The following is an 11,626-nucleotide window of genomic DNA, read 5'->3' as shown; positions in this document are numbered from 1 at the left end:
TCCTGTCGGGCGCTCTGCCCAAGACGCGAAAACCACCATGTCGCTGACGTCCCTGCTGGTGCCGACCTACACGCAGATGCTGCGAACCCTCGCGGGCCTGCTCGACAAGGCCGAGGCGCAGCGGCCGGACGGCCCGGCCGAGGACCTGCTGGCCGCCCGGCTCGCGCCGGACATGTATCCGCTCGCTTCGCAGATCCGGTTCGCGGCGTTTCAGGCCCAGGAGGCGGTGTACCGGCTGACGGACGCCGCGTGGCCCGACAGCCTGCACCGGGTCGCCGCCGAGGGCCGCGACGCGGGCGCGAATCCCGGCACGATCGCGCAGGCCAGGGGGCGGCTCGACGAGGCCCTCGCCTGTCTCGACGGCTTGGCGCCCGATGCCCTCGATGCCGGAGCCGGGCTGGCCATCGCCCTCAATCTCCCGGACGGCCTCGCCTTCGACCTGACGGGGGAGCAGTATGCGCGGGACTGGGCCTTGCCCCAGTTCTACTTCCACGTGATCAGCGCCTACGCGATCCTGCGGAGCCAGGGCATCGCGATCGGCAAGGCCGATTACGTGCCGCACATGTTTGCGTATCTCCGGACCGGCGCCCCGGCCCGGGCATAGGCTGGCCCGGAGGCGACGTCCCGGCCGCGGGCTCCCCTGGGCCCGCGGCGGGTGCGGTTCAAGCGCCCTGGCGCTTGGCCTCCCGCCGGAAGCGGTGCAGCACGAACTCGGTGTAACCGTTCGGCTGCTGCGCCCCCTCGAAGATCAGGGCCTGCGCGGCCCGGAAGGCCGGGCCGTCGAAGGCCGGTGCCATCGGCCGGTAAACCGGATCGCCCGCGTTCTGGCGGTCGACCACGCCGGCCATGCGCCGGAGCGCCGCCTCGACCTGATCGCGGTCCACGATCCCGTGGCGCAGCCAGTTGGCGATGTGCTGGCTGGAGATCCGCAGGGTGGCGCGGTCCTCCATCAGGCCGACCTCGTGGATGTCGGGCACCTTCGAGCAGCCGACGCCCTGGTCGATCCAGCGGACCACGTAGCCCAGGATCCCCTGGCAGTTGTTATCGAGCTCCTCCCGCACCGCCTCCGGCGCGAAGGGACCATCGGCGAGCGGCAGGGTCAGCATGGCGGCGCGGGTGGCGGGCGTCCGGCCGCGGAGTTCCGCCTGGCGGGCGCGGACATCGACCTGATGGTAGTGCAGCGCGTGCAGCGTCGCGGCCGTCGGGGACGGAACCCAGGCGGTGTTGGCGCCGGCCTCCGGATGGCCGCCCTTGGCCTCCAGCATGGCGGCCATCCGGCCGGGGGCGGCCCACATGCCCTTGCCGATCTGCGCGTGGCCCGGCAATCCGCAGGCGAGGCCGGCATCGACGTTGCCGTCCTCGTAGGCCTTGATCCAGGCGGTCGCCTTCATGGCATCCTTGCGGACCACCGGCCCGGCCTCCAGCGAGGTGTGGATCTCGTCGCCGGTCCGGTCGAGGAAGCCGGTGTTGATGAAGAACAGCCGGTCGGAGGCCGCCGCGATCGCCGCCTTGAGGTTGAGCGTCGTGCGCCGCTCCTCGTCCATCACGCCGATCTTGAGGGTCCGCGGCGCGAGGCCGACCAGGGCCTCGACCCGGCCGAACAGCTCCACCGCGAAGGCCACCTCCTCCGGCCCGTGCAGCTTCGGCTTGACCATGTAGGCCGAGCCGGTCCGGCTGTTGCGCCGGGCGCCGTCGAGGTCGTGCCGGGCGATCAGCGCGGTCACCGCCGCGTCGAGGATCGTCTCGGGAATCTCGGCGCCGTCGAGGGTGACGGCGTCGGTAACCATGTGGTGGCCGACATGCCGGACCAGCATCAGCGAGCGCCCCGGCAGGGTCAGGCTGCCGCCGTCGGCGGCCGTGTAGGTCCGGTCCGCGGCAAGGCGGCGCTCGATCGTGCGGCCGCCCTTCGACAGGCTGGCCACGAGGTCGCCGCGCATCAGGCCGAGCCAGCTCCGGTAGACCGCGACCTTGTCGGCCGAATCCACGGCGGCGACCGAATCCTCCATGTCCATGATGGTCGAGAGGGCAGATTCCAGCACCACGTCGGCGATGCCGGCCGGGTCGGTGCGACCGATCGGGCTCGTCCGGTCGATGACGATCTCGACGTGCAGGCCGTTGTGGCGCAGGAGCAGCGCGGTCGGCGCCGCGGCGTCACCGGTGTAACCCGCGAAGGCGGCCGTGCCGGTCAGGCCGGCGCTGCGGCCGGCACCGAGATCGACGGCGAGGCGCCCGCCCGTCACCGAGAAGCCGACGGCATCCGCCCAGGAGCCGACGCTGAGCGGCGCGGTCGCGTCGAGGAACGCCTTGGTCTTGGCCACCACGGCGGCGCCGCGCGCCGGGTTGAAGCCTTTGCCGGGGGCGAGGTCGCCGTCCTGCGGGATCGCATCGGTGCCGTAGAGGGCATCGTAGAGGCTGCCCCAGCGGGCATTGGCGGCGTTGAGCGCGTAGCGGGCGTTCGAGATCGGCACCACGAGCTGCGGGCCGGCGATCTCGGCGATCTCCGCGTCCACGTTCTCGGTGGTCACCCGGACGGCGCCGGGCTCCGGCTCGAGATAGCCGATCCGGGTCAGATAGGTCGCGTAGGCCGCCGGGTCGTGCGGCTGGCCGCGATGGTCGCGGTGCCAGGAATCGATGTCGGCCTGGAGGCCGTCGCGCCGGTCGAGCAGCGCCCGGTTGCGCGGGGCGAGGTCCCGCACGATGGCCTCGAACCCCGACCAGAAGGCGTCTGCCGAGACGCCCGTCCCGGGCAGCGCCTCCTCGGCCAGGAAGGTGCGAAGGTCTTCGGCGATGACGAGCGTCGACATGGCGATCTCCTGAGCGTGAGATGCGGCCGTCAGAAAAAATCGAACGGCGGGTGAAATTTTTTTGATGTCTCCGGATGTAGCTTGTCTGGCACCCTCGAAAAAGGTCGCAAAAGGGATTTGATTCTTTCCGCAGCGTTGAGAATGTACGATCAGAGCGATCTGGAGATCTTCGCCCGGGTGGTCCGCACCGGCAGCCTGACCCAGGCCGGGTCGGAACTCGGCCTGTCGGTGGCGGTGGTGTCGAAGCGGCTGAAGCGGTTGGAGGAGCGGCTGGCCGTGCGCCTGCTGCACCGGACCACCCGCCGCGTCGCGCCGACCGATGTCGGCGAGGCATTCTTCCAGCGGATCGCCCCGATCGTCGACGCGATCGCGGAGGCCGAGAGCCTCGTCTCGCAGAACGCGACCCGCGCCCGGGGGACCCTGCGGGTGACGGCACCGAGTTCCTTCGGGCGGCTGCACATCGTCCCGCATCTGCGGGCCTTCTTCGCCCTGCATCCCGACCTCGTGCTCAATCTGGAGCTGAGCGACGATTTCGAATCGATCGTGGAGCGCGGCTACGACCTCGCGATCCGGGTCGGCGCCCTGGAGAGTTCCGGGCTCACGGCGGTGCGCCTCGCCCCGGTGCGGCGGGTCCTGTGCGCGCGGCCGGGCTATCTCGACGCGGCGGGGCGGCCGCAGACCCTCGACGACCTGCGCGGCCATGTCTGCCTCGCCACGGAGAACCAGAATCCCTGGCGGCTCGTCGGGCCGGAGGGGCCCTGCACGGTGAGCGCGTCCGGGCCGCTGCGGACCCATTCCAACGAGGTGGTACGCGAGGCGGTGCTCGGCGGCCTCGGGATCGCCCTGCGCTCGACCTGGGACGTCCACGCGGAGCTGCGCGACGGCTCGCTGGAGGTGGTGCTGCCCGCCTATGCGGCGGCGGCCTCGGCCGGCATCTTCGCGGTCTATCCGAGCCGGGCCTTCGTGCCGGCCAAGACCCGGGCGTTCATCGCCTTCCTGAAGCAGGTCTACCGGTCGAGCGAGGCCGGGGCGGAGACCGGACCCGGAGTGTCCTAGTCAACGGTGACCGATCCGGAAGTCCCGGTTTCAACAGGTCCGGGACTTTTTGCGGGTGCAGGGCAGAGCCCGATCGTCGGGCGGAACCCGATCGTCGAGGCTCCGCCCCGACACCCCGCCAAAGGGCGAGCCCTTTGAAAACCCCGATCGTCCCGGCTAGTCCGCCATGGCGGCGGCGGCGGCCCCGAGGCCCCACCGGACGAGGTCCTGGGCTTCGCGCGCCGATTTCGCCTCGGCATAGCAGCGCAGCTCCGGCGCGTTCCCCGAGGCGCGGAAATGGATCGCGCGTCCGCCGTCGAGCCCGATCCGGACCCCGTCCTGCTGGTCGACATCCTGCGGCACGCCGACCGGCTTCAGGAAATCGCTCCGGAAGCCGGCCTCGCCCAGCCGTGCGAGAAAGGCGCCGCTTCGCTCGGAGGGTGTGTTGGGGAGGCGGTCGCTCGCCATCTCGCCGGCGTCGAGGGAGGTCACGAGGTCCGACAGGGATGTGCCGGCCGCGCGGGCCGCCGCGAGGGTGGCCAGGATCGGCAGCATCGCGTCCCGGGTCGGGAGGGCGGGCAGGGTCCGGCCGTCGCGGGTGACGTCCGACCCGAGCAGGAATCCGCCATTCGCCTCGAACCCGACGACGATCTTCGCCCCGGCGGCCTTCGCCTGCTCCATGCCGGCGATGACGAAGGGCGAGCCGACCTTGGTGCGCAGGACCTGCCGGAAGCCGCCCGCCTGTTCCAGCGCCGAGCCGGCCGTGACCGGAACCACCACCGTCTCGGCCCCGAGGAACCGGGCCGTGATCAGGCCGAGCACGTCCCCCCGCAGGATCCGCCCCGCGCCATCGGCGATCAGGGGCCGGTCGGCGTCGCCGTCCGTGGTCACGAGGGCGTCGTAGGCGCCGGACGCCATGGTTTCGGCGACGAACGCGACGTCCTCCGGGCGGTGCGCCTCGGTGTCGATCGGCACGAAGCTGTCGGACCGGCCGATCGGCGTCACCCGTGCGCCGAACCCGGCGAGCAGGTCGGTCAGCAGGTCGCGGGCGACCGAGCTCTGCTGGTACACCGCCACGCGCAGGCCCTGCAGGAGATCGGGCGCGAAGGCCGCGCCGTAGCGCTGGCGATAACGGGCGATGGCGTCGGGTTCGGGCGAGGCCGGCGGGGACTCGGGTACCGCGCCGGATGCCGCGACATCGCCGAGCGCCGCCAGGATCGCCGCCTCGTCGGCCTTGGTGATCTCCCCCTCGGCCCGGTAGAATTTGAGGCCGTTGCGATCCTCCGGGATGTGGCTGCCCGTGACCATGACGGCGCAGGCGCCGCGCCGCAGCGCTTCGAGGGCCAGCGCCGGCGTCGGCAGCGCGCCGCAATCGATCGCCGTGAAGCCCGTCGCGGCCGCGGCACTCGCCACCGTCGCGGCGATCTCCGGGCTGCTGTCGCGCAGGTCGCGCCCGATCACCACCGCGCGGCGGTCGTCACCCGCCGCGATCGAACGGAAGAAGGCCTGGGCATAGGCGTAGCTCGGCCCGCCGACGAGATCCGTCACGAGACCGCGCAGGCCGCTGGTTCCGAATTTGAGGCTGCTCACGGCGATTCCACGTCTCGGATCAGGTCGATCTCGTGCGACTGATGCCGCGAAATCCAGGTGATCTCAATGCCCCGGCCCGAGGTCATGCAGGTTCGCGCATCGCCGCGGTGGACTTCGGAGAGCGCGTCACGACACGGGTCGGGGGCTGCGCGCGTCGGCGCAGGTGTGCGAGCCTTGTGGATTGCCGCGGGGGCGAGAGCGGCGCGTGTTGCCCGCCTACGCATTCCAATGCTTGTCGACGATGTCCTGGACGGCATCCGAGATGGCGACGTCGAACACCAGCATCTCGTCGACCGGGCGGAGATTGCGCAGCTGCTGGGCCAGATCGCGCACCGCGGCGGACGGCTCGCGGATCGTCGGGAGCGGGATGTCGAGGTAGAGCTGATCGAACAGCGTGCGCGCGAACGCCTGGAACCGGGAACGGTGCCCGACGATGCCGACCCGCGACAGGACCTCGATCGCCGCGATCGAATTGCCCGGGTGCAGCCGATCCTCCGGCATGCGGGTCCCCAATTGGCGGGTCAGAGGATTGTACAGCAGGCGGTAGGCGGGTTCCGGCATCATGCGGAAGAAGCGCTTGAGGCTCTTCGCGTCCGTGAGATCGTAATCCTTGCTGAAGGCCGCGGCTTCGGCCAGCGCGCCGAGGCGCCAGCTGCGCGCAGGATCGGCGGCATCGTCGGCCCGCGCCTGCAGCCAGTGCATGCGCGTCGCCATCTCGAGATAGGGATCCTGCACGAGGAGCGCCGTGATCATCAGGTCCGGCGTCAGGTAATTCTCGTAGCGCGGAATTACCACGGAGCCCGAGAGCAGGAGGGAGCGCGCGGGGTTCAGGAAGATGCTGGTCAGGATCTCGTCCGACATCCGGTGCATGCCGAAGTAGCTGCGCCCGAAATGGGGGAACAGGGTGCTCTGCAGGACCGTCTCGGGTTCGATGCCGGTGTTGATCAGGCAGGCGCGGCACTGAACCGTCCCGTCGGACGGGATGCGCCGGTGCACCAGCACGTTGGTGTCCGCGTCGTACAGCTCCAGCTGCTCCAGCGCCGCGAGGCCCGGCACCTCGGCCTCGGTGACGAGGAAGATGCACTGACCGGTCGCGTGCCAGCCGTTCTTCTGGAACGTCGCATCGATATGGCTGGCCGCGACCTCGGCGACGCGGCGCCCCGCGACGGAGACGACGACGCGGCTGATCGCGAGCTGGTTGTCGGGAACGATCCAGCCACGGATCGAGTGGCCGTCGTCGTGATCGATGAAGAAACGCACGTGAGGCTCTGATCGTCTCTCAGGTCGCAATCCGGCTCGGCGCACGCCGTTCGAATCGTCGACGACGGTTCGGCGGGTCGCCGCTGTTCCTCGAACCCCTCCAGGCCCGGCCGCCCTACCATTTCGCCAAGCCGAGCGCAAAAGGCGCCCGGCCGGCTCCGATTGCAACGCGATCCGGAACGGTTCTAGAGGACGATTGGGCGGTGAAAAGTTGCGCGCACGCGACGTCCGTTCGTTCGAGGCGTGACTCCGGAGCCGGTCTCAGGGCCTTTCAGGGGCGTTCCTCGTCCGGGTTGTGAGGCCCGCTTCGATCGCGAGCAAGCACGGGTTTATGGCGACGTCAGACGAGGTCCATATCGGGAAGCACGATTGGCTCTTCCTGCTGCAGGGGACCAACAACGTCAGTTCGCAATATGTCAGGTCGCCGGAAGCGCAGTTTCTGCTGATCCATTGGCGCCTGATCATCGCCCAGCGCGAGCGGCGCTTGCGGGCGCTGGGCATCCCCTACAAGCATGTCCTGATGCCGGAGAAGATCACGATCTACGATCATCTGCTGGACGGTTTGCACATCGATTGGCGGTTGTCGCCGGCGTACAGGCTCCTGCACGAGGACGAGTACTACAGGCTGTTTCCGCTCCGGCGCCTCAACATCGTCAAATATGTCCGCCGGAACCTGCGGTGGCGGTCCACGCTGGTCGACCTGATCGCGCCCATGCGGCAGCAGCGGGACCTGCAGGATCTCTTCCATCGGACGGACAGCCACCTGTCGTTCGCCGGCCGGCTGCTGGCCTATCGCGAGATCTGCCGGGCGGTCGGGGCCGAGCCGGTGCGGGATTTCGGCGAGCGCCCGGCCCTCTATCACGCCGGCTGGGTCGGGGATCTGGGGACGGCCTTCGATCCCCCGCGCTACGAAGGGACGATGCTGCACGCGCTGCAGCGTGACGCGGTCCGCGTCTATGCGAGCCCGATCGTCGAACACCGGGAGCGGCGCGGGCAGTCGGGGACGCTGCATACCGGGGCGCACGTGATCTATCGGAACGCGCGCGCCGCCGACCCCCGGCGCGTCCTGCTGTTCGGCGACAGCTATGCCAACTTCGCGCCGATCGGCCTGACGATCATGCTGGCCGAAACGTTCCGCGAATTGCATTTCGTCTGGAGCACCCAGCTCGATTACGATCACGTCGAGCGCGTGCGTCCGGACCTCGTGCTGACGGAAATGTCGGAGCGCTTCGTGTTCCGGGCCTCGAAGGACGATTGGAATTTCGAGCAGTACGTCCGGCAGCGCTACGCCGCCGAACTGGCGGCCGGTCCGGATGACGAGGCTCGCCCGTGAGGCCGCCCCGATCGGCCGGACGATGCGGTCATCGCGCACCCACCTGCTGCTCAAGGTGCGCGCGCAGCAGCGCATATTGCTCGACGACCTTCTCAAGCCTTGCCGCGTCGGCGGGGCGGATCGGCGCCGTTCCGTCGCTCGGGCGGTAGTTCATCACGTAGAACGCGGCCTGCGCCTTCAGCCGCACGGCGACGAAATCGAGATCCGCGGACCAGTCGGCCTCCGCGCGAACCTGCTGCAGGCGTCTGGAGATCGCCAGCCAGTGCAGGTCGAGGGCGATGCCCCCGCCCATCTGCTTGAAGATGTCGAACAGCGAGTCGAGGGTTTCGATCGCGGCGTGCGCGGACATGGGGCCCCTACCGGAACGCGTGCAGCCGAAGCGGAGGCCGCTTCGGTGCGCGACACTGCAGGCCCCTCACGGCGCGGAATCCTGCGAGGCGACGAGATCGGGCCGCGCGTACCAATCGTCGAACAGGGACAGCTGCTTGAATCTCTGACGATAGCCGAGATGGGTCAGCAGGTCGTAGATCTTGTGTCGGTTGTCCGAAAAATTGTGCTCGACGCTGATGAGGGCGACGTCGTGGGCCGAGAAGTCGAAGCTCTGCAGGACGTCGAACTCGCCGCCCTCGACATCGATGCTGAGATAATCGATCCGCCGGGGCGCCCGCGCTTCGGACAGGAGCCGGTTCAGCGAGATGGTGGCGACGGGATATTGCCGCGCCTCCTGGCGGAAATCCGCGTGGAAATCGCCCGCGACCAAGTCATCGATGCCGGACAACTCGCCGATATCGACCTCATTGAACAGAACCTCGATCCCGTCGGTCTTGTAGACGCACTTCTCGCTGATGTAGCAGGCGCGGTTCTTGTATAGGGCCACGTGCCAGGCCCTGGCCGGCTCGGCGAGGACGCCCTGCCAGCCAAAGGCCTTCTCCAGCAGAAGCGTGTTGCTGAGGCTGATGCCGTTGCAGGCGCCGAACTCGACGAAGTAGCCGGCGCGCTTTTCCTTCAGCTCGTAGAGAACCCAGAGATCCTGCAGCAGCTGCGCGTTGGAATAGGGGGCCATTCGTGTGGCGAAGGACAGGAAATCGAGTTCCCCGGTCAGGATGTGCGGCCGGACCTCGAGATTGTCCCGGAGATTGATCACGGCATTGAACACCGTGAGGAGTTCCACATCCATCGTGCGCTGATCCACCTCGTGACGGGCTCGGTTGGGCGGGCGGTTCGATCGCGGCCGTTAGGCGGGCCCGGTGGGCGTCGGCTGTAAGGTCTGCCGGCCCAGGATGCGGTTCGATCCCTCGTACAGAAGAACGTGCTGAACCGCGTCGGGACCTTGATCGGGGATCAGGCGGGCGGCCCTGCGGATCCTGGCCAGGAAGCGCTTCCGACCGAATCCATAGGGGCGCAGGCTCTCGACGACGGCGTCGAGGAGCGTCGCCGCGGCGCTCGACCGGGCCCGGGCCAGGTCGCGCTCGCGCAGGGCCGCGTCGCGCTCGGCCCGGACGAGCGCCAATGCGATCTGCTGCTGCTGGATCAGGCGGATGTATTTCGTGTCGACGGCCTGTGCCGCAGCGCGCGTCGCAGCTTGTCTCGTCATGGGAACGCTCTGACCCCGGGCGGAAACGGTTCGGGCAGCGGCCAGTGTCGATGGCTGAGCAACCCTTACGTCGCACCTCGGCACCTTGGCAACCGAGGGTTGCTTCGGGCCGAACGGGCGTGTTCCGGCAAAGGCGGTACACCCTGTCCGACCGTATGGCGATCGGACAGGGTGCTCAAGAGCCAGGAATGACGGATCCTAGGTTCGGTTACGCCTGCATCTTGCTGACGATGTGCTTGATCAGGAACAGGCCGATGCTCGCGGACGTCAGGCCGAACATGACGACATACAGGTAATCGACTTGAATGTTAGCATAGGGATAATAAGCGGACCGCACCCACTCCGCTAATTGCATAGCCGGATTGAATTTCATCCAATAATAGATCTGCTCAGGCATATAGCTCGGCAAAAACATCACCCCGCTCGAAATGTATAGGATGATGCTAAAGAGAGCGTAGCCGATCAACCATCCGGGAAAAAAGCCAATAATTGCGACGTTGATCGTTCCAACACCTATGCCTAGAATAATTGCTGCCAAGTACCCAGTTACGGCCGTCAGTGGCTGAGCTGGAATAAGATTGACGCCGATAGCCATCAGTACGGAGCTAACGACTAAAAGAGCGAGGAACCCTGTAACAATTTCGACGAGAATTCTTGAGAAAATCAGGTCAAACATTTTTACCTGAGGGTAATAAGTTAATGGTCGATTAATCATCACCGATTTCATCACCTCGCGAGAGATGTACTGAAAAACCAGGACTGGAACCGCGCCGGTGGCGAAGAACAGAGCCCGCTCGTCGCCCAACGGTGCCGGCAACTTTTGGAACGTGTATATCGCGATCAGCACGAAGACGTGCACGCATGGCCAGAGCACGATCACGCCGTAGCCCCAGAGCGAGGCCCCGAATCGCGTGCGGATGTCGCGCAGGATCAGCGCGTACAGGACGTGAAGGTAGGACTCGATCGGGCTCTTCTGCGTCTGAGCCGTCGGGACAGCGAACATCGGCGCGACCTCTGCGTTGCCGCGCCTGACTCCACGACAAAATGGGCCAAAGTAGGTTGGCCCGGTGGGCCGGCCGCGTCATGCCGGGAGGCCGTAATAATCGGCCATCAGGTCGTCATAGACGGCGGCCTCGATGGTGGTGCGCCCGTGACCCGGCGGCGGGAGCGGGATCGCCAGCAGGCGATCGTTGCAGGCGGACGGGTCGTCGGCCAGGGCGACGGGCAGCAGGTGGCTGTCCGGATCGGCGCGCAGCCGGTCGGCCGGGGCGCCGAGGTCGAAGGCCGCCACCGGCAGTCCGGTGCGCAGGGCCAGGGTCAGCGTGGAGGAATAGGTCTCCGGCCAGATCGCCGGCAGCAGGATCAGGTCCGCCGCGACCTGCGTGACCGTGTCGAGGATTTCGTCATCCTCCCAGTGCCGGTCGGTCCGGGCGATCTGAAGGGCCGCCCGCGCCTCGCGATCGAGGGTCGGATCGTCGGCGGCGTAACGACCGGACTGCGTGACGCCGGCGCGTTCGAGCCCGCCTTCCAGCGCCGGGTCGCAGAAGCCCGCGATCGTGAAGCGCACCGGCAGACCGCGCGCGCGCGCATCGGTCGCCAGGGCCTGCAGCACCAGCCCGCCTTCGGGCATGCTGATGCCGCCCAGCACGGCCACGCGCCGGATGCGGCCGGGCCGGTACAGCGCAGTGGAGCGCACCGCCCGCTCCGGCTCGGCGTGCGGCCGCACCGTGATACCCAGATCCCGGTACACCCCCGCGATCCGCCCCGCCGTGTCGGCGGACGGCGCAAACACCCGCGCCGCCCCGCCCAGGAACCGCCCGAACGTGGCCCGCCGCTCCCCCGGATCCGGCTCCTCGAACCCGTCCGCGTCCCGCGCCAGGCAGCCCCGGCACTCGGACACCGCCGCCAGACCGCAATAGCGCCCGTCCGGCTGCACGAGGTGGTTGCGGTGGCACACCGGCGAGTAGTCGTGCAGCGTCCAGGCGTAGGGAAACCGCGAGCCCGCCACCA

Annotated in this window: 11 protein-coding genes; 3 read left to right on the top strand and 8 right to left on the bottom strand. The window is 68.4% G+C overall.

Features of this window, described 5'->3' with window-relative positions; genetic code table 11:
- The first annotated feature begins 37 nt into the window (after positions 1 to 37).
- Positions 38 to 604, top strand: a complete 567-nt coding sequence (locus AAHG09_RS14995) for a DUF1993 domain-containing protein (RefSeq protein WP_342108169.1) — start codon at positions 38 to 40, stop codon at positions 602 to 604.
- A gap of 58 nt (positions 605 to 662) precedes the next feature.
- Here AAHG09_RS14995 and AAHG09_RS14990 read toward each other — a convergent pair whose 3' ends face one another.
- On the bottom strand, positions 663 to 2,804 hold the full coding sequence (locus AAHG09_RS14990; protein WP_342108168.1) for a malate synthase G: 2,142 nt from the start codon (positions 2,802 to 2,804) through the stop codon (positions 663 to 665).
- Between the two features lie 141 nt (positions 2,805 to 2,945).
- Between AAHG09_RS14990 and AAHG09_RS14985 the strand changes: the two genes are divergently transcribed.
- The gene (locus tag AAHG09_RS14985) at positions 2,946 to 3,860 is read left to right on the top strand and encodes a LysR family transcriptional regulator (protein ID WP_342108167.1); all 915 of its coding nucleotides are present in this window, start codon (positions 2,946 to 2,948) and stop codon (positions 3,858 to 3,860) included.
- Between the two features lie 156 nt (positions 3,861 to 4,016).
- On the opposite strand, the gene AAHG09_RS14980 is transcribed toward AAHG09_RS14985, so the two are convergent.
- Both AAHG09_RS14980 and AAHG09_RS14975 read right to left on the bottom strand, forming a co-directional pair.
- Positions 4,017 to 5,429 (bottom strand): phosphohexomutase domain-containing protein, encoded by a 1,413-nt coding sequence (locus AAHG09_RS14980; RefSeq protein WP_342108166.1) that lies wholly within the window; start codon positions 5,427 to 5,429, stop codon positions 4,017 to 4,019.
- A gap of 216 nt (positions 5,430 to 5,645) precedes the next feature.
- Positions 5,646 to 6,689, bottom strand: a complete 1,044-nt coding sequence (locus tag AAHG09_RS14975; RefSeq protein ID WP_342108165.1) for a hypothetical protein — start codon at positions 6,687 to 6,689, stop codon at positions 5,646 to 5,648.
- 331 nt (positions 6,690 to 7,020) lie between these two features.
- Here AAHG09_RS14975 and AAHG09_RS14970 point away from each other — a divergent pair, with 331 nt between their 5' ends.
- A complete protein-coding gene (locus tag AAHG09_RS14970) occupies positions 7,021 to 8,022 on the top strand; it encodes a hypothetical protein (RefSeq protein ID WP_342108164.1) in 1,002 nt (333 codons plus the stop codon).
- 28 nt (positions 8,023 to 8,050) lie between these two features.
- Here the strand turns inward: AAHG09_RS14970 and AAHG09_RS14965 are convergent, their stop codons facing one another.
- The 5 genes from AAHG09_RS14965 to AAHG09_RS14945 form a co-directional block, all read right to left on the bottom strand.
- Positions 8,051 to 8,371 (bottom strand): hypothetical protein, encoded by a 321-nt coding sequence (locus AAHG09_RS14965; protein WP_342108163.1) that lies wholly within the window; start codon positions 8,369 to 8,371, stop codon positions 8,051 to 8,053.
- Positions 8,372 to 8,437: 66 nt separating this feature from the next.
- Positions 8,438 to 9,199: an FkbM family methyltransferase gene (locus tag AAHG09_RS14960; protein ID WP_342108161.1), complete on the bottom strand. Its 762-nt coding sequence runs from the start codon at positions 9,197 to 9,199 to the stop codon at positions 8,438 to 8,440.
- A gap of 57 nt (positions 9,200 to 9,256) precedes the next feature.
- A complete protein-coding gene (locus AAHG09_RS14955; RefSeq protein ID WP_342108160.1) occupies positions 9,257 to 9,616 on the bottom strand; it encodes a hypothetical protein in 360 nt (119 codons plus the stop codon).
- Between the two features lie 208 nt (positions 9,617 to 9,824).
- Positions 9,825 to 10,619, bottom strand: coding sequence for an ABC transporter permease (locus AAHG09_RS14950; RefSeq protein ID WP_342108159.1), 795 nt, complete (start codon positions 10,617 to 10,619; stop codon positions 9,825 to 9,827).
- A gap of 78 nt (positions 10,620 to 10,697) precedes the next feature.
- A partial coding sequence (locus AAHG09_RS14945) for a glycosyltransferase family protein (protein ID WP_459558967.1) occupies positions 10,698 to 11,626 on the bottom strand: 929 nt, incomplete at its 5' end.

Source organism: Methylobacterium guangdongense, from assembly GCF_038442355.1.
GTDB lineage: Bacteria > Pseudomonadota > Alphaproteobacteria > Rhizobiales > Beijerinckiaceae > Methylobacterium > Methylobacterium guangdongense.
Note: the sequence above shows the minus strand (reverse complement) of the source record. Positions and strands in the feature narration are given on the sequence as shown.